The organism is Pseudomonas yamanorum (genome assembly GCF_900105735.1).
Lineage (GTDB): Bacteria > Pseudomonadota > Gammaproteobacteria > Pseudomonadales > Pseudomonadaceae > Aquipseudomonas > Aquipseudomonas yamanorum.
In genome coordinates, this window is record NZ_LT629793.1 from 1,484,046 (window position 1) to 1,502,128 (window position 18,083).

Genomic DNA, 18,083 nt, shown 5'->3' on the forward strand with positions numbered 1-18,083 from the left:
TTGCGAAGCAGCTCCGCTTTTCGCGACTGCTGCGCAGTCGAACGGGAGCAAGCTCCCTCGCCACAGAAGCCTTAGCCAGCCTTAGCCGCAATTAATCACATGGATTTTCTGTGAACTTTGTCGAGGTTGTTTATGTTTGATTACTCCGCACGTCCAGAACTGCTCAAGGGCCGGGTCATCCTGGTCACCGGCGCCGGTCGCGGAATCGGTGCCGCAGCGGCAAAAACCTATGCGGCCCACGGCGCCACCGTACTGTTGCTGGGCAAGACCGAAGCCAACCTGGCCCAGGTGTATGACGAAATCGAAGCCGCTGGCCAGCCACAGCCGGTGGTGATCCCGTTCAACCTGGAGACCGCCCTGCCCCATCAATACGATGAGCTGGCAGCGATGATCGAAAAGGAATTCGGCCACCTCGACGGCCTGCTGCACAACGCCTCGATCATCGGCCCGCGCACGCCCATCGAGCAGTTGTCCGGTGAGAATTTCATGCGGGTGATGCACGTGAACGTCAACGCGATGTTCATGCTGACCAGCACGCTGTTGCCGCTGCTCAAGCTGTCCCAGGATGCATCGGTGGTGTTCACTTCCAGCAGCGTGGGCCGCAAGGGCCGGGCTTATTGGGGGGCGTACGGGGTGTCGAAGTTTGCCACCGAAGGCCTGATGCAAACCCTGGCGGACGAGCTGGACAACGTCGCACCGGTGCGTGCCAACAGCATCAACCCGGGCGCCACCCGCACCAGCATGCGAGCCCAGGCGTATCCAGGGGAGAACCCGACCGATAACCCGACACCGGAAGAAATCATGCCGGTGTACCTGTACCTGATGGGGCCGGACAGTACGGGCATCAATGGGCAGGCGTTTGACGCGCAATAACAGCTGACACGGTCTGTGTGGGAGCTGGCTTGCCTGCGATAGCATCACCGCGGTGTAACTGAAACACCGAGGTGCCGGCATCGCAGGCAAGCCAGCTCCCACATTGGTTTGTGGTGCGGCTAAAAACTTAGTTCTTCACCACTTCCTCAAGGGTGAAGCGCCCCAACGGGTTTTGCAGGAAGTTGCTCACGTTCTTGCGTGAGATGTTGATGTACGGGCTGTAGTACAGGTCGATCCAGTTCACATCCTGTTTCGCCATTTTCTGCAGGTCGACGTACATCTGCTCGCGCTTGACCGGATCCGCCTCGATCCGTGCGGCCGCCACCAGGTCCTTGACCTTGTCGTTCTTGTAGCGAGTCATGTAGTTCTGGTTAGTGTCGTGGCCCAGCACGAAGGTGGTCTTCTGGTCCGGGTCGAGGATGTCGTTGGTCCAGTACATCACCGAAATATCGTATTCGCCGTCCACCAGCATCTGCCAGCTTTGGGTCGGGTCGACCTTTTGCAGGTTGGCTGTCACGCCGACCTTGGCCAACTGATCCTTGATCATCACCGCAATCTGCTCGTCGGCTTCGTTGCCGGCATTGACCACATAGTTGAGCTTCAAGTCCTGGGCACCGGCCGCAGCCAGCAGCTTCTTGGCTTCGGTCGGGTCATACGGGCGTTGCAGGTTGTTGGCGTAGTGGTACAGCGAGCCTTTTGGGATGTAGGAATAGGCCACGGTGCCTTGGCCGAAGGTGGCGGTTTTAACCAGCGATTGTTTATCGATGGCCATGTCCAGCGCCTGACGCACTTCCGGCTTGGCCAGCAGGCCGTGGGCATGGTTGATCAACAGGTGATCTTCACGGGTCGACGGGTCCGAGTGGACCACCACGTTCTTGTCTTTTTTCAGCTCTTCAACCCGGGAAAACGGGACGAAGATCGCCGTGTCCAGTTCGTTGTTCTGCACCATGCGCATGCGCGTGTTGTCGTCGGTGACCGACACCCACTCCACGCCATCCAGGCTCACGTGACTGGCCTGCCAGAAGTTCGGGTTCTTCTTCAGGATCACCCGATCGCCCTTGCGCCACTCGTCCACCGTAAACGCGCCGGAGGTCACCGGGTTTTCCGAGTAGGCGTCTTCGCCCATCTTGGTCATGGCTTTTTCCGACAGGATCGACACCGTCGGCGAAGCCAGTTGCGAGAGGAAGGCGACCGCCGGGGTTTTCAAGGTCACGACCAGCGTCTGCGGATCAGCAGCCTTGGCGGTGTTGATCAGGCTGAACGGGTCGCTCCACAGCGAGGCCTTGTTGTCGCGAATGCGCAACAGGCTGAAGGCGGCGTCGTCAGCAGTGATCGGCGAGCCATCCGAGAACTTCGCAGCCCGCAGTTTGAAGGTGTACGTCAGGCCGTCCTTGGAAATGTCCCAGCTTTCGGCCAGCCCCGGTTCCATCTTGGTGCCCAGGTTGTCCACGCGCACCAGGGTGTCGTAGACGTTGGCGAACACCCAGGTGTCGCGGTTCTGCGCGCTTTTGATCGGGTCAAACGTGGTGCTGTCTTCGCGGCAACCGATGGTGAGTACACCGGCCGCGTGGGCGATACCGGCGGTCAGCGACCACGCGGTGAGTGTGGCGGCGGCGAGCAACTTCAAGTGACGGGATTGCATGTCATAACTCCTTGTCTATAACGGCGGTTGTTCATGATCGGCAGGAAGGGTTCAAAGCAAAGGTTCTTCAAGCACGCAACTGTACCGATGCGTTTGCACAACGTGAGTCGGCGGCAATACCTCGGCACACACGGCTCGTGCATGTCGGCAACGCGGGTGAAAGGCGCAACCATTGGGCAGCTTCAGCGGGCTCGGCGGCTCGCCCGGCAACGGTTCGCTGGGCAACGGGCGGTACGGATCAATCTCCGGGATAGCCTGGATCAACGCTGCGGTGTAGGGATGGCGCGGCGTAGTGAATACCGCCTCCACCGGACCTTCCTCGACGATTTTCCCCAGGTACATCACCGCCACCCGGTCGCACAGGCGGCGGACGATGGCCAGGTCGTGGGCGATAAACAGGATCGCCAGGTTCATGCGCTGTTGCAGTTCCAGCAGCAGGTTGATGATCTGGCCCTGGATCGACACATCCAGGGCAGCCACGCATTCGTCGGCGATGATCAGCCGAGGCTCCACCGCCAGCGCCCGGGCGATGCCGACGCGCTGGCACTGGCCGCCGCTGAGAGAGCCAGGCTTGCGGGTGGCGAGTTCGGGGCGCAGGCCTACGAGGTCGAGTAATTCGTCGACCCGGCGTGGAATGTTTTCTGACGCCACCTTGCGCTGCACCCGCAGGACTTCGGCGATGGTTTCGCCGACCGTCAGACGCGGGTTCAGGGCCGCATAGGGATCCTGGAAGATCATCGCCGTCTCGTGCCGCAAACGCGCGATGTCGACAGGCCCGGCGTGGGCCATGTCGATGCCGTCGAACACCACCTGCCCGGCGCTGATCGGGTTGAGGTGCAGGATCGCCCGCCCCAGTGTGCTTTTCCCGCTGCCGGACTCACCCACCAACCCAAGGGTTTCGCCGGCCGCCAGGGTCAACGACACGCCGTTGACCGCCCTCACCCACTGTTTATTCAGGCCAAACAGGCCACTGCCAGCGGCGGCAAAACGCACTTCAAGGTCATTCACCTGTAACAACGTCATGGGCGAACTCCCAGGGGATAGTGGCAGGCAACCCGCGCGCCTTCCGGCAACAGCTCGGTGCACAAGCTGCCGACTTGCGGGCAACGCGGGTTGAACCGACAGCCCTTGGGCAAGGCATCGAGCAACGGCGGTTGCCCGGCAATAGTGCGCAACAACGCGTGTCCACTGCTGGTGGCGGGCTGGCACTCGATAAGTCCGGCGGTGTACGGGTGTTGCGGGTGCGCCAGCAGCTCGTATTTGCTGCCGTGCTCGCACAGGCGCCCGGCGTACATCACGGCGATGGAGTCACAGGTTTGCGCCACCACGCCCAGGTCGTGAGTGATCATGATGATCGACAGGCCGCGCTGGTCCCGCAGGTCCAACAACAAGCGCAGGATCTGGGCCTGCACAGTCACGTCGAGGGCGGTGGTCGGCTCATCGGCGATCAGCACCTTTGGGTTGCAGCCCAAGGCCACGGCGATCATCGCCCGCTGGCGCATGCCGCCGGAAAACTCGTGAGGATAGTTGTCAATTCGCGCCTGGGGATCGGGAATACCAACCTGGCGCAGCACCTCGATAGCCTGCAAGCGCGCGTCTTTTTTCGACGCGCCCTGATGCAGGCGGATGCCTTCGGCGATCTGCTCGCCAATGCGCATCAGCGGGTCAAGGTGGCTGCTGGGGTTCTGGAAAATCATCCCCAATTGCCCGCCACGAACCGCACGCATGCCCGCGTCATCCAGTGCCAGAAGGTCCTTGCCCGCCAGGCGTACCGAACCGCCCTGCACCCGCAGGCTCGGGGACGGCAGCAAACGCATCAGCCCGCGACAGGCCATGGTCTTGCCCGAACCGCTTTCGCCCACCAGACCGAGGATTTCACCTTCGGCCAGGTTGAAGGACACCCGGTCCACCAGGGTCACATCGCGCCCGGTGTTGTTGGCGATCACACTCAGGTCCTGCACTTGCAGAAGACTCATGAGCGATCCCCCAGCACTTGCGCCACGCCATCGGCCAACAGGCTGAAACCCATGGCCAATGTCACGATGGCCAGTCCCGGGAAGGTGCAAATCCACCAGGCGGTGGTGATAAACGCCTGGCCTTCGGCAACCATGGTGCCCCACTCGGCGGTCGGCGGCTGTACGCCCAGGCCGAGGTAGCTGACGGCTGCACCGTTGAGCAGTACCAGCACCGCGTCAGACATCGAGAACACAATCGAGCCGAACATCGCGTTAGGCAACAAATGTCGAAACAGAATGCGCCCATGGCCAAAGCCCAGGCTTTTGGCGGCCAGGGCGAAGTCGCTTTCCTTGAGCACCAGGATCTGTGAGCGGATCAGCCGCGCGTAGGACACCCAGCCCACCAGCGCCATGGCGATATAGAAGCTTTTCAAGCCCGGGCCGAGAATGGCCATGATCGCCAGCATCAGCACCAGGAACGGAAAGGCGAGGATGACGTCGATCACCCGCATGCAGAAGCTGTCGAAACGCCCGCCGATATAACCGGACACCGCACCCACAAAGGTGCCGATCAGGAAAGGAAAGATCACCCCGACCACCGCCAGTTGCAGGTCGATGCGCGCGCCCCAGATCACCCTCGAAAGAATGTCTCGACCGTAGTTGTCCGTGCCAAATGGATGGGCGAGGCTGGGGCCCAGCAAACTGATGTCGGTGTTTTGCGCAATCGGATCGAACGGTGCGATCCACGGGGCGAACACGGCCAGCGCCAACCATGTCACGAGGATCAACAGACCCCAGGCCGCCGTCAGCCGGCCATTGCGGAAACCAAAGCGCAGGCGCAAGCGCCACGGGGCAATCAAGGGGCGACTGCTCATTGCATCTTCACTCGCGGGTCCAGCGCGACCGTCACCACATCGGCAACAAAGTTGACCAGCACGGTGGCAAAGGCCAGCACCATCGCCACGCCCTGCACCACCATGTAGTCGCGGGTGAAAATCCCGCGCACCAGCAACTGGCCGATGCCGGGAATCGCGAACAGGCTTTCGATCACCACCGTGCCGCTGATCAGCCAGCCAATGTTCACCGCCAGCAGGTTGACCGCCGGCACCAGGGAGTTGGGCAGCACATGGCGACGAAACACCGCCGCCTCCGACAAGCCGCGGGCCCGGGCGGCGGTGACGTGATCGGCCTGCAATTCCATCAACATGCTCGCCCGCAGGTTGCGCACCAGCACCGCCGACAGGGCCAGGGCGATGGTCAGGCACGGCAGAACCATGTGGTGCGCCTTGTCCAGCCAAGTGCGCCCATACCCGGAGACCGGGAACAGGCCCCATTGCACGCTGAGCAACAGAATCAGCATCAGGCCCAGCCAGAACGCCGGCATGCCCAGGCCGACCGTGGTGAACAACCGGATCAGGTTGTCCGCCCATCCGCCTTTATTACGTGCAGCCACGGTGGCCATCGGCACGGCGATCAACAGCGCCAGCAGCACGCTGCCGAGCACCAGGAACAGGGTCGGCTCGATGCGGGTGACGATCAGTTTCAGCGCGTCGACCTTGTACAGCAGGGACTGGCCGAGGTCGCCCTTGAGCAGGTTTTTCAGGAAGTAGAAATATTGCAGCCACAGTGGCTGGTCGAGACCGTACTGGGCGCGGATCTTCAGCAAGGCGTCCGGGGTGCTGCGCGAACCCAGCAGGGCCCGCGCCGGGTCACCGGGAATCGAACGCACCAGTACAAAGGTGATCAGGCTGATGCCAAACAGCACCGGCAGCAATTGCAGTGGCCGGGATAGCACAAAACGGTAACGCGCCAGGTTCATCCGTCAGCCTCGGTGACGAGCAAGGAAGTCCAGCAGCACCGGGAAGTAAGCCTGGGGCTCTTCGTAAAACGGCATATGGCTGCTGTTGGGGAACACGTGCAATTCAGCGTGCCTGGCCGCGCTTTTCATCCGCATGGCGCAGGCCGGGGTCAGTTCGTCGTGCTGGCCGGTGGTGATCAGTATCGGCATCTTGAACTCGGCCATCTCGGGGATGCGGTTCCAGTCCTTGAGGTTGCCGATGTAGAGGAATTCGTTGGGGCCCTGCATCGTTTCGTAGGGCCCCATGTTCCAGTCGCCGAGGGAGCGCTGGACCGGCGCCGGCCACTCGTCCAGGCGGCAGACGTGGCGGTAATTGAGCAAGGTGATGGCGGCCTGGTACTGCGGATGGTCGAGGGTGCCCATGGCTTCGTGGCGTTGCATCATCGCCACGGTCTCGCTACCGAGGGCGCCGCGCAGGCGTTCCAGCTCAAGGGACAGGTGCGGAATGTCGCCGACGGTGTTTTCCAGGATCAGGCTTTTCAGCGCGTCGGGATAGTGAATGGCGTACTCGATGCCCAGCCATCCGCCCCAGGAATGTCCCAGCAGGTGCACGCGCCCCAGGCCGAGGGCCTGGCGCACCGTCTCGACTTCTTCGACATAACGGCTGATTTCCCACAGCGAAACATCGGTCGGTCTGGCTGATGCGCCGGTGCCAAGCTGGTCGAATGCAACCACTCGCAGGCCGTTGTCCTTGAGCCAGCCATGGGCGTCGCGCAAGTAGTCGCAAGGCAGCCCCGGGCCGCCATTGAGACACAGCAACACTTCATCGCCTTCGCCAAAGCTGTAGGCCACGAGGTTATGGCCATCGACTTGCACGTTGTACCGCTGGTCGGGGGCAATTTCACGCCACATGCATACATTCCTTGTTGTGTGTCGGCCCTGGGGATAGTGGCCGTTTAAAGGCCAACACTACCGAGGATGCCGCGCGTCCATAACCTGGTAATTCTTATAGGTTTGGTCTGGCAGTCCTTCGCCGGGGCGTGGCATTCTACTTGCAGCAAGACGAGATTCAAACGAATTCGGGAGCAGAACGGATGCTGGCCAGGTTAACTGCCTTTAATGACCGTCTCATCCCCGGCAGGAGCCTGGATGAACAGATGGACAACACCCTCGTATTGGCCCAGGACCTGGGTTTTGATGCGCTGGTCTACGACTACACCCCCGTGCCCATTGACCATAATGGTGCACTGATCACCCCGTCTGTGCTGCAACTGCGCAATACGCCGCCAGACTGGTACAGCTTGTGGTGCAGCTCCGGTTTTTATCAGATCGACCCGGTGCAACACCTCGCGCTGTCGACGGTTTCACCCTTTGTCTGGTCCTACGAGGCCAAGGCCGACACCGCACTGCAAAAGATCATCGACCCCTGCCACGCCCCCGTTTCCAGCTACCTGCACGACCGGCAGATGACCTGCGGCGTCAGCGTGCCGATCCATTTGCCCCGGGGCGGCTTCGCCTCGCTGACCGGACTGCGCACCGGCAAGGCCAGCACGGTGCTGGAGGACGCCCGCCAGACCCTGTCGGATTTCAACCTGATTACCCACGCCTTGCAGGAAGCGGCCTACCCGCTGTTCAGCAAGGAACTGCGCTCCTACCCGCATATCCGCCTGACCAAGCGTGAGCGCGAATGCCTGAAATGGGCCGCCGACGGCCTGACCGCCGCCGAAATCGCCACGCAATTGAGCCGCTCCCTGGCCGTTGTCACCCTGCACCTGGCGTCGGCCATGCATAAGCTGGGGGCCAAGAACCGGGTACAAGCGGTCGTGCGCGCCACCCATTACCGGTTGCTGGAAGACTGATTCGAAGGAAAAACCTAGCTGTTTTGCTAGTTACTTAAACTTTCTGTGCCGACTATCGTGTACCTGATCACTTTTTCTCAGGGCAGGGCACGAAATGGAATTCATCGACACCATCCGCGAAGGCTATGCGGCTTTTCGCGACTACCAGACCTGGTACCGAGTCACCGGCGACCTGGACAGCGGCCTGACGCCGCTGGTCATCCTCCATGGCGGCCCGGGCTGCACCCATGATTACGTCGACGCCTACAAGGACGTGGCTGCCAGCGGCCACGCGGTCATTCACTACGACCAACTGGGCAACGGCCGTTCCACGCACTTGCCCGATAAAGACCCTTCATTCTGGACCGTCGGCCTGTTCCTGGAAGAACTGGACAACCTGCTGGACCACCTGCAGATCAGCAACAACTACGCAATCCTGGGGCAATCCTGGGGCGGCATGCTCGGCAGCGAACACGCCATCCTGCAACCCAAGGGCCTGCGTGCGTTTATCCCGGCCAACTCGCCGACCTGCATGCGGACCTGGGTCGCCGAGGCCAACCGCCTGCGCAAGCTGCTGCCAGAAGGCGTGCACGAGACCCTGCTCAAGCACGAACAGGCCGGCACCTACCAAGACCCTGAATACCTGGCCGCCTCGCGGATTTTCTATGACCAGCACGTATGCCGGGTCAATCCATGGCCGGAAGAAGTCGCCCGCACCTTCGCCCAGGTGGATTCCGACCCGACGGTGTACCACGCCATGAGCGGCCCGACGGAATTCCATGTGATTGGCAGTTTGAAAGACTGGAACGTGATTGGCCGTCTGTCGAAGGTCAATGTGCCGACCCTGGTGATTTCCGGCCGGCATGACGAGGCCACGCCGCTGGTGGTCAAGCCGTTCCTGGATGAGATTGCCGACGTGCGCTGGGCGCTGTTCGAAGACTCCAGCCACATGCCCCATGTTGAAGAGCGGCAGGCGTGCATGGGGACGGTGGTGCAGTTTTTGGATGAGGCGTGCTCGGTGCCCCACAGAACGCTCAAGACTGGCTGAGATCAAAATGTGGGAGCGGGCTTGCTCGCGAAGGCGGTGGATCAGTCAGCATATTTAGCGACTGACACACCGCCTTCGCGAGCAAGCCCGCTCCCACATTGGACTCTTTGTGTCTGTTACACCTCGCTGGTCTGTGCCCTGCCGTGCACTGCCGCTTTCTTCGGTACTTCCTCCAGCAACGGAATCTCCTTGCCCTCGGCATCAAACAACTTGCCGCCGCTGAAGTAATCCCCGTCCCGCAACGCCGCCACATCCTGGAAGCACAGGCTGCGCTCAGTCCCCGCAACAAACACCGACTGCTGGTCCGAGTTGCCGGTGGTGAAGTGGTTGAACGCCAGGTTCAACAGGATCGCCATGATCGCCGACGAACTGATCCCTGAATGGAAAATGGTCGCGAACCAGCTCGGGAAGTGGTCATAGAAACTCGGTGCCGCAATCGGGATCATGCCAAAACCGATGGAAGTGGCGACGATGATCAGGTTCATGTTGTTGCGGTAATCAACCTTGGACAAGGTCCGGATACCACTGGCAGCCACGGTGCCGAACAGCACGATCCCGGCACCGCCCAGCACTGAAGTCGGCACTGCCGCAATCACCCGACCCATAAACGGCAGCAGGCCGAGGATCACCAGGAATATCCCGCCGGTGGCAACTACGTAGCGGCTCTTGACCCCAGTCACCGCCACCAGCCCGACGTTCTGGGCGAACGCGCTCTGGGTGAACGAACCGAAGATCGGCGCAAACATGCTCGACAGCATATCCGCGCGCAGGCCATTGCCGAGGCGCTTGGAGTCGACCTTGGTGTCGATGATTTCACCCACTGCGAGAATGTCCGCCGAGGTTTCCACAAGGGTCACCATGACCACGATGCACATGGAAATGATCGCCGCCAGATGGAAGGTTGGCATGCCGAAATGGAATGGCGTGGGAAAGCCGAACATCGGGCCCTGGGTCACGCTGGAAAAGTCAGCCATGCCGAGGAACACCGCGATCACCGTACCGATCACCATCGCCAGCAGGATCGACAGCCGCGAGATGGTCGCGCTGCCGATCTTGCTCAGCAGCAACACCAGCACCAGGGTCAGCGCCGCCAGGCCGATGTTCGGCATGCTGCCGAAATCCGCCGCGCGGCTGTTGCCGCCCATGGCCCAGCGGGCGGCGACGGGCATCAGGGTCAGGCCGATGGTCGTGATCACAATCCCGGTGACCAGCGGCGGGAAGAATTTGGTTATTCGCGAGAACACCGGGGTGATCAGCAAGCCGATCAAGGACGCGGCCATCACCGCCCCGAGTATCGCCGGGATACCGCCCGCACCGTCGCTGCCGACGATCGCCACCATGGTCGCCACCCCGGCAAAGGACACACCTTGCACCAGCGGCAACTGGCAGCCGAAGAACGGCAACCCCAGGGTTTGCAACAGCGTTGCCAGGCCTCCGGCGAACAGCGAGGCGGCGATCAGCAGGCCGATATCGGCCGGGGACAACCCGGCCGCCTGGCCGACGATCAACGGTACGGCCACGATGCCGCCGTACATGGTGAGCACATGCTGCAGGCCGTAAGCCATGTTGGCCGCGACGCCGAGATTCTCGTCTTCTGGCCGCTGTGGTGACGCCTTCGGGATAGTCATGGTGAGGGGTTCTCTGTTTTTGTTGTGCACTCACTGTATGCAATAGAAAGATTGGATGTCCATAGAGTTGTATACAATCATTTTCACAAAGAGATCATCAACGGCGTTACAAAAATCCATTCAGCCGCCCTGCCCCGTGGCTCGAAGCACTGCGCACAAGGACTTGAAAAAAATGCTCAACCGCAAGCTGCGCATTCACGCCCCGGCGATTTACTACTTCGACATGGTTCGCCGTTGCCACTCTATCCGCGAAGCCGCACGCCGCCTGAATGTGGCGTCTTCGGCGGTGAACCGGCAGATCCTCAAGCTGGAAGACGAAGTGGGCGCGGCGCTGTTCGAGCGCCTGCCCGGCGGGCTGCGCCTGACGGCGGCCGGCGAGATCCTGACCCGTCACGTGAGTGTTCTGTTGCAGGATGTGGAGCGCGTGCGCGGCGAACTGGATGGCTTGAACGGCGTGCAGACCGGCCATGTGGAAATCGCCACGGTGGAAGGCGCCACCGTGGAACTGCTGCCCGCCGCTCTCAAGCGCATGCGTGAGCGCTATCCGAAAGTGACCATTGGCGTCACGGTGCAAGGTTCGCAGTCGATTCCCGGCGCAGTGGTCAACGGCCAAGCTGACTTGGGGCTGGCTTTTGCGTTACCGCGCAGCAGCGAAACCATCCAGGTGTGTGTCGGCCATTTCCGCTTGGGTGCGCTGATGGCGCCGGGGCATCCATTGGCTGGCGAGGCCAGCGTGAGTTATGCACGTTGTTGCGAGCACGGGGTGATCCAGGCCAAGAGCGAACTCTCGGTTCATCACCTGATCGCGCCGCTGCAAAAGCGTGCGGCGGCGGCGAACAAGCCGCTGCTGCAAAGCAACTCAATGGAACTGGCCCGGCAACTGGCGCGCCAGCAACTGGGCATCGCGTTCCAGACGCGCATTGGCGTGGAGGCCGATTTGGCCCGTGGCGAACTCTTGCACATCCCACTCAGCGACCAGGGCGGGATCTTCAGCGACCTCGGCTTGTACGCCCGCAAAGACCGGGACTTGCCGATGGCGGTACAAGCGATGGCCCATCTGCTCAGTGAAGAAATCAACTTGCGCGAAACGCCCTCGGCGCCGCGTATTTCCTGACTCTCAGGCCAGCTTCAGTGCTGCCGTTTCGGCATCGGCCCAGGCGAGATTCTGTTCTTTGGAACCCACATCGGATGTGCCGATACTGCGCCCGGCGACCCTTGCGCGGTCGCCATGAGCCAAAACGCCAAAGGAATTAAAACAATGAAAAAGGCACTGCACGGCGCAACCGTATTACTCACACTGTTCGGCGGCGGGGAGGCTGTCGCGCTGGAATGGATGAACAACAGCGTAGGATTTCGCTACGGGCAACAGTTCACCAATCCGAACAACCCGGATGAATTCAGCAAGCGTATCTACAGCTTCACCCACGCCAGCGGCTACCAGTACGGCAGCAACTACCTGAACCTCGATGTGTTCCTGTCCGACAGCCGCGACCCACGCAAGGGCACCGACCACGGCGGCAGCGAAGTGTATGCCGTGTACCGACATCAGCTGTATGCCTCACGGGTATTCGATGTGCCGCTGGGCACCGGGGTGATCAAGGATTACGCCCTCACCTTCGGCTTTGACGCCAACCGCAACAACAACCTGGCCTCGGCGAAAAAACGTGCACTGGTGATTGGCCCGACCTTGAAGTTCAACACCGTCGGCGTGCTGGACCTGAGCCTGATGTACTACAAGGAAAGAAACCATTCCGGCATTCCCGGCGCGAAAGAACCCGACCATACCTTCGACGATACCTACATGCTCAACCTGGCCTGGATGCGGCCTTTCGAGATCGGCAACCACGGGGCGAAGTTTCAGGGGTTTATCAATCACGTCGGGGAAAAGGGCGAGGACTTCCATGGTCGCGATACGGCGCCGGAAACCCTGATGCGCGCCGCGCTGATGGTGGCGGTACGCCCGGGAAAGAGCGTCAAGCCGAACCTGTATCTGGGGGTGGGTTACGAGTATTGGCATAACAAGTTCGGCGTAGACGGCGGCCGGGGCAGCCGCACATCAACGCCGACGGTGAACATGGAAGTGACGTTCTAGCGGGCGCGCACCAGGTCGGCATCCGCATCGTCAACCTTCGGCCGCGCCAGCCAATAGCCCAACACGGCCAATGGCGCGGTCGCCAGCATCACGATCGCGGTGATCAACAGCGGCTGGTCGATCATCGACGACACAATCAGGCTCCCTAGAAAGCACAGGCCCAACTGCAAGGTGTTCTGCAAGGCTGCCGCTTTGCCGGAATTTTCTGCAAACGGCATCAGCGCATTCGCCACCACGATCGGATAGCTGGCGCCATTGACCAGCGCCATCAGGCAGAACGGAATCAGCAAGGTGGCGAGCGTCGGCACGGTCAAGGTCGCGACCAGGTACAACGCGACCATGCTGATGCAGTACGCCAGCAGCAACCACGGCAACAAGGTCTTGCCCTGGAACCGCTGCAACGCGCTGCGGCAACTGTAGCCACCGATCAGGAACGACAGCGTTGGCAGCACGTAGCTCAAGCCGATGTCATTGGGGCTGTAGCCCATGCCGCCGAGGATGAACGGCGAGGCGGTGAGCCAGGCAAAGAAACTGGCCGAGCACGCGGCAAAGATCATCACGTTGCCGGTGAACACCCGCGACTTGAGCAATTGCCCATAGCCGAGCCGGGAACGTTCGGCATCGGTTGTCAGGCGTTTCGGCAGCGGTCTGAGAAACAACGTAGGCAGCAGCAGGAGCAACGACACCACCAACAACACACCGAAGATCGCCTGCCAGCCCCAGTGATTCAACATCAGCGCCCCCAGCAGCGGCGCCAGGGCCGGTGATAGAGACATCAGCGGCATGATGCCGGCGAACACACGATGGGCCTTGTCCGCCGGGTAGCGGTCGATCACCAGCGCCTGCCAACTGACAGCGGCGGAACACACGCCAATCGCCTGGACAAAACGCAAGGCCAACAGTTGCGGTGCGGTCTCCACCCAGAACATGCCCAGGCAACCGAGCACAAACAGGGAGAGGCCAGTGAGCAGGACCGGCTTGCGCCCGAGCCGGTCGGACAGCGGCCCCCACAGCAACTGCCCGACAGCGAAGCCGGCGAGGAAAATACTCAGGCTTGCGCCCACTGCGCCGGGGGAAATCTGCAGTTGCTCGCCCATGGCGCCAAACGCCGGCAAGTACATATCCATGGCCAGATAGCCGAGCATGCTCAGCCCCGCCAGGTACCAGGTGAATCCAAAAGAATTTTTCATTGAAGCCTTGTATAAACTGCCATCAAACTATTTGCTGACTGGCGCCTATTATGAAGCTGAGCATTTCCCTGTGAAGCGATAATAATTGAACACTCTTATCAATATTTTTGAAGGCAACCCCCATGTGGTCTGAATACTCCCTGGATGTCGTGGATGCGGTGGCCCGCCACGGCAGCTTCAGCGCCGCCGCCCAGGAACTGCACCGCGTGCCATCGGCCATCAGCTACACCGTGCGGCAAGTCGAAGAGTGGCTGGCAGTGCCGCTGTTTGTCCGACGTCATCGGGACGTGGAGCTGACGCCCGCCGGTAAATTGTTCGTCGACGAAACTCGTGGCGTCATGAAAAAAATGCTCGGCACCCGCCGGCTGTGCCAGCAAGTGGCCAATGGCTGGAGTGGCCAGTTGAAGGTCGCGGTGGATTCCATCGTTAAACAGCAGCGCTGTCGGCAACTGGTGCTGGATTTCTATCGGCAGTTCCCGGAGGTGGAATTGCTGATGGAATACGAGGTGTACAACGGTGTGTGGGATGCCCTGGCCGATGACCGCACCGATATCGTGATCGGCGCCACCAGCGCGGTGCCGGTGGCCAGTCAATTCACGTTTCGCGACATGGGCCTGCTGAACTGGCTGTGCGTGGTCAGCAGCCGCCATCCGCTGGCGGCGGAAGAAGGCCTGCTCAGCGATGACCAATTGCGGCCCTTCGCCTCCCTGTGCATGACCGACACCTCGCGCAACCTGCCCAAGCGCGACACCTGGACCCTGGATAACCAGCGTCGCTTGGTGGTGCCGCACTGGGCTTCGGCGATTGATTGCCTGCGGGACGGCCTGTGCGTCGGCATGGCACCGGCGCACCTGGTGCAGCCATGGATCGACCGCGGCGAGCTGAGTGCCCTGCAACTGTCCCGGCCCTTCCCCGCCAGCCCGTCGTGCGTGGCGTGGGCGCAGAACAAACTGTCGCCGGCCATGGCCTGGTTGCTGGATTACCTGGGGGATACCGAGACCCTGAATCAGGAATGGCTGAACGGGGTGCAGGTGGGCTCCGGCTACCCCGTTTGACTGATCGTTCCCACGCTCTGCGTGGGAATGCAGCCAGTGACGCTCCGCGTCAGCCTCATCCATGTCTAGTCCAGCAACCGGGAAAGTGCGCGCACGATCATTTCCACTTCCTTGGCATCGAGGGTCAGCGGCGGCAGCAGGCGAATGATCTTGCCCCGCGTGACGTTGATCAGCAGGCCATGCTCTTGCGCCGCACGCAGGGCCAGGTCGCGATGCGGGCTTGCCAGCTCGATGCCGATCATCAGCCCTTGCCCGCGAATCGCCAGCACCTGGGGATGCTCACTCAATTCCACCCGCAGGCGCGCCAGCAGCCGCTCGCCCTGTTGCGCCGCATTGTCCAGCAAGCCTTGCTCTTCAATGATTTCCAGCACCGTACACCCGACGCGACAGGCCAGCGGGTTGCCGCCAAAGGTGCTGCCGTGGCTGCCGGGGGTGAACAGCTGCGCAACGGAGGCCCGCGCCAGGCACGCGCCAATCGGCACGCCGTTGCCCAGGCCTTTGGCCAAAGTCATCACGTCCGGCAAGATGCCTTCATGCTGGAAAGCAAACCAGCGACCCGTGCGGCCGATCCCGGTCTGGATCTCATCAAGCATCAACAACCAGCCTTGCCGGGTGCAGTGCTCGCGCAAGGCTTTCAGATAACCCGGCGGCGCGACCTGCACACCGCTTTCGCCCTGGATCGGCTCCAGCAGCACCGCCACAATCCGCGCACCAAACTTCTGGGTCACGGCTTCCAAGGCCTTCAAGTCCCCAAAGCCAACCTTGATAAAATCCCCCGGCAACTGTTGAAACCCTAGCCGCACGGAAGGCCCGTCGCTGGCGGACATGGTGCCCAGGGTGCGCCCGTGAAAGGCATTCTCCATCACCACCACCAGCGGCTGTTCGATGCCCTTTTTCCAGCCATGCAGCCGGGCCAGTTTCAGTGCCGTCTCGTTGGCTTCGGCACCGGAGTTGTTGAAGAACGCCTGGTCCAGACCGGAAAGGTGGGTCAGCCGTCGGGCCAGCCGCTGCTGCCAGTCGATGCTGTAGAGGTTGGAGGTGTGCAGCAGCAAACCCGCCTGCTCACTGATGGCCGCCACCAGCCGTGGGTGGGAATGACCGACGTTGGTCACCGCCACACCGGCCACCGCGTCCAGGTATTCACGGCCCTGCTGGTCCCACAGGCGCGTGCCAAGGCCACGGGTAAAGCTCAGGGGCGACGGTTGATAAGTGGTCATCAGGCAGGCGGCGGTCATGGCATCAGGCTCCAGTGCATCGTAGTGATGGCACCAGTATCGTTAGCCACCTGAGCTGGATAAACTGCGCAACACTGCGATCACTTTAAATCAGGGCTTGATAATGGATCTGTTCCAGGCGATGACGGTGTACGTGAAAGTGGTGGAAGCCGGCAGCATGACGGCGGCGGCGCAGGTGTGCGGCATGTCCACCACCATGGTCGGCAATCACCTGCGCGCCCTGGAGCAACGCCTGGGGGTCAGCCTGCTCAAGCGCACCACCCGCAAGCAAAGCCTGACCGAGTTTGGCGGGATTTATTACCAGCGGTGCCTGGAGGTGCTGGGCCTGGTGGCCGACTCCGAGCAGATGGCCGAACAAGCCAACAGTGACGTGCCCAAGGGCCTGCTGCGGATCACCGCCCCCCCGGCCTTTGGCACCGAACGCCTGGCACCGGCGCTCAGCGAATTTTCCCGGCGCTACCCACAGATCAAGCTGTACGTGGTGCTGAGCAACCAGCGGATGGACATGGTCGACAGCGGCTTCGACGTGGCCATCCGCTTGGGCGAGCTGGACGCTCCAAGCCTGATTGCCCGCCCCATGCAGGATTACACCATCACCCTCTGCGCCTCTGCGGAGTACCTGGCGCGCCGTGGCACACCTCAACGCCCCGATGATCTGCAACAACATGACTGCCTGGCATTCGCTTACCCGTCGACCGACGATTGGCGCAACGCCGACAAGTTGTGGCGAATGCGCGGCGCAGAGGGCGAAGTGGAAATTCCGGTTTCCGGCTCATTGACCATCAACAGTTCGCAGGCCTTGCGCCAGGCTGCCCTGGAAGGCATGGGCATCGTGATGTTGCCTGACGCCCTGGTCGAGCCAGACTTGCGGGCCGGGAAACTGGTGGCATTACTGACGGACTACCAACTGCCCAGCCGACCAATGCACTTGCTCTACGCCCAGGACCGCTATCGCCTGCCCAAGCTGCGGGCCTTTGTGGATTTCGTCATGGAGAAATGGGCGCGCTAGAGGCTCACCCCCAGTTCGATCAAGCGCTCACGGGTCTGCGCGGCAGATACGTGGTGAACCCCTTGCCAACCAAGCGCAATGGCCGCCTCGATATTGCCGGCTACGTCGTCAATAAACACCACTTCACCCGGCTGGATATCCGGCAGATGGGCGCGCACCTGAGCCAGGCTGGCGTGGTAGATCGCGGGATCGGGCTTGATCAGTTTGATTTCGCCGGACACCACGATGTCGCGAAAATATTGCAGGAACGGGTAGTTGGCCCGGGCATAGGGAAAGGTTTCGGCGGACCAGTTGGTCAGGCCGAACAGCGGCATCTTCGCCTCATGCAAGGCTTCGAGGATCGCCACACCCTCCGGCAATGCGCCCCGCAGCATCTCGTGCCAGCGGTCGTAGTACGCCTGGATCAAGGGTTCGTGCTGTGGATGCTCGGCAATCAGCGTGCGGGTCGCCTCGGCCAGGCTGCGCCCGGCGTCCTGCTCGGTGTTCCAGGCCTGGGTGCAGACCGTGTCCAGGAACTGCTGGCGCTCATGGTCGTCGGCAATCAGCTGGCGGTAGAGATGGTGCGGGTTCCAGTCGAACAGGACACCGCCGAAATCAAAAACGACTGCACGAATCGTCATGTAGATCCTCCGTTAGCGTGGGTGTGATAACGGCCGCAGTCTGGCATGACGCGCACAAAAAAGCGGCCCCTGGAGGCCGCTTCTTCGTTACCGCAAGCGC

17 protein-coding genes are annotated in these 18,083 nt (G+C 61.6%); 7 read left to right on the plus strand and 10 right to left on the minus strand.

What is annotated here, in order from left to right:
• Nucleotides 1-132 precede the first annotated feature (132 nt).
• Complete coding sequence (locus tag BLU46_RS07265) at nucleotides 133-873, plus strand: YciK family oxidoreductase (RefSeq protein WP_003218829.1); 741 nt, start codon at nucleotides 133-135, stop codon at nucleotides 871-873.
• Between the two features lie 127 nt (nucleotides 874-1,000).
• Here BLU46_RS07265 and BLU46_RS07270 read toward each other — a convergent pair whose 3' ends face one another.
• From BLU46_RS07270 to BLU46_RS07295, 6 genes are read right to left on the minus strand one after another with little or no spacing between them, the layout of a single operon-like run.
• Nucleotides 1,001-2,515: an ABC transporter substrate-binding protein gene (locus BLU46_RS07270; RefSeq protein ID WP_093200261.1), complete on the minus strand. Its 1,515-nt coding sequence runs from the start codon at nucleotides 2,513-2,515 to the stop codon at nucleotides 1,001-1,003.
• Between the two features lie 51 nt (nucleotides 2,516-2,566).
• Nucleotides 2,567-3,538, minus strand: a complete 972-nt coding sequence (locus BLU46_RS07275) for an ABC transporter ATP-binding protein (protein ID WP_093200263.1) — start codon at nucleotides 3,536-3,538, stop codon at nucleotides 2,567-2,569.
• On the minus strand, nucleotides 3,535-4,491 hold the full coding sequence (locus BLU46_RS07280) for an ABC transporter ATP-binding protein (RefSeq protein ID WP_093200266.1): 957 nt from the start codon (nucleotides 4,489-4,491) through the stop codon (nucleotides 3,535-3,537). The genes BLU46_RS07275 and BLU46_RS07280 overlap by 4 nt, the downstream gene beginning before the upstream one ends.
• Entirely contained in the window at nucleotides 4,488-5,345 is an 858-nt protein-coding gene (locus tag BLU46_RS07285; protein ID WP_017477307.1) for an ABC transporter permease, read from the minus strand. The genes BLU46_RS07280 and BLU46_RS07285 overlap by 4 nt, the downstream gene beginning before the upstream one ends.
• The gene (locus BLU46_RS07290; protein WP_093200269.1) at nucleotides 5,342-6,289 is read right to left on the minus strand and encodes an ABC transporter permease; all 948 of its coding nucleotides are present in this window, start codon (nucleotides 6,287-6,289) and stop codon (nucleotides 5,342-5,344) included. Before BLU46_RS07290 ends, BLU46_RS07285 begins: the two co-directional genes overlap by 4 nt.
• Before the next feature lie 3 nt (nucleotides 6,290-6,292).
• Nucleotides 6,293-7,180, minus strand: coding sequence for a proline iminopeptidase-family hydrolase (locus BLU46_RS07295; protein WP_008437674.1), 888 nt, complete (start codon nucleotides 7,178-7,180; stop codon nucleotides 6,293-6,295).
• Between the two features lie 182 nt (nucleotides 7,181-7,362).
• Between BLU46_RS07295 and BLU46_RS07300 the strand changes: the two genes are divergently transcribed.
• Together BLU46_RS07300 and BLU46_RS07305 are read left to right on the plus strand one after the other, a co-directional pair.
• The gene (locus BLU46_RS07300; RefSeq protein WP_063032184.1) at nucleotides 7,363-8,127 is read left to right on the plus strand and encodes a LuxR family transcriptional regulator; all 765 of its coding nucleotides are present in this window, start codon (nucleotides 7,363-7,365) and stop codon (nucleotides 8,125-8,127) included.
• Between the two features lie 94 nt (nucleotides 8,128-8,221).
• The gene (locus BLU46_RS07305) at nucleotides 8,222-9,154 is read left to right on the plus strand and encodes a proline iminopeptidase-family hydrolase (protein WP_063032186.1); all 933 of its coding nucleotides are present in this window, start codon (nucleotides 8,222-8,224) and stop codon (nucleotides 9,152-9,154) included.
• A gap of 116 nt (nucleotides 9,155-9,270) precedes the next feature.
• Here BLU46_RS07305 and BLU46_RS07310 read toward each other — a convergent pair whose 3' ends face one another.
• Entirely contained in the window at nucleotides 9,271-10,782 is a 1,512-nt protein-coding gene (locus tag BLU46_RS07310; RefSeq protein WP_003218845.1) for a nucleobase:cation symporter-2 family protein, read from the minus strand.
• A 172-nt stretch (nucleotides 10,783-10,954) separates the two neighbouring features.
• Between BLU46_RS07310 and BLU46_RS07315 the strand changes: the two genes are divergently transcribed.
• Both BLU46_RS07315 and BLU46_RS07320 read left to right on the plus strand, forming a co-directional pair.
• Nucleotides 10,955-11,896 (plus strand): LysR family transcriptional regulator, encoded by a 942-nt coding sequence (locus tag BLU46_RS07315; RefSeq protein WP_093200272.1) that lies wholly within the window; start codon nucleotides 10,955-10,957, stop codon nucleotides 11,894-11,896.
• Nucleotides 11,897-12,040: 144 nt separating this feature from the next.
• Entirely contained in the window at nucleotides 12,041-12,874 is an 834-nt protein-coding gene (locus BLU46_RS07320) for a nucleoside-binding protein (protein WP_093200275.1), read from the plus strand.
• On the opposite strand, the gene punC is transcribed toward BLU46_RS07320, so the two are convergent.
• Nucleotides 12,871-14,064, minus strand: coding sequence for a purine nucleoside transporter PunC (gene punC / locus BLU46_RS07325; RefSeq protein ID WP_093200278.1), 1,194 nt, complete (start codon nucleotides 14,062-14,064; stop codon nucleotides 12,871-12,873). The two genes, BLU46_RS07320 and punC, sit on opposite strands and share 4 nt — an antisense overlap.
• A 122-nt stretch (nucleotides 14,065-14,186) precedes the next feature.
• Between punC and punR the strand changes: the two genes are divergently transcribed.
• Nucleotides 14,187-15,119 carry a DNA-binding transcriptional activator PunR gene (punR, locus tag BLU46_RS07330; RefSeq protein ID WP_093200281.1) on the plus strand — a complete coding sequence of 311 codons (933 nt, stop codon included), beginning with the start codon at nucleotides 14,187-14,189 and terminating at the stop codon, nucleotides 15,117-15,119.
• Between the two features lie 65 nt (nucleotides 15,120-15,184).
• On the opposite strand, the gene BLU46_RS07335 is transcribed toward punR, so the two are convergent.
• Nucleotides 15,185-16,354 carry an aspartate aminotransferase family protein gene (locus BLU46_RS07335; protein ID WP_093200284.1) on the minus strand — a complete coding sequence of 390 codons (1,170 nt, stop codon included), beginning with the start codon at nucleotides 16,352-16,354 and terminating at the stop codon, nucleotides 15,185-15,187.
• Between the two features lie 103 nt (nucleotides 16,355-16,457).
• Between BLU46_RS07335 and BLU46_RS07340 the strand changes: the two genes are divergently transcribed.
• Entirely contained in the window at nucleotides 16,458-17,363 is a 906-nt protein-coding gene (locus BLU46_RS07340) for a LysR family transcriptional regulator (RefSeq protein WP_093200287.1), read from the plus strand.
• Here the strand turns inward: BLU46_RS07340 and BLU46_RS07345 are convergent.
• The gene (locus BLU46_RS07345) at nucleotides 17,360-17,983 is read right to left on the minus strand and encodes an HAD family hydrolase (protein ID WP_063032198.1); all 624 of its coding nucleotides are present in this window, start codon (nucleotides 17,981-17,983) and stop codon (nucleotides 17,360-17,362) included. The genes BLU46_RS07340 and BLU46_RS07345 overlap by 4 nt on opposite strands.
• Between the last annotated feature and the right edge of the window lie 100 nt (nucleotides 17,984-18,083).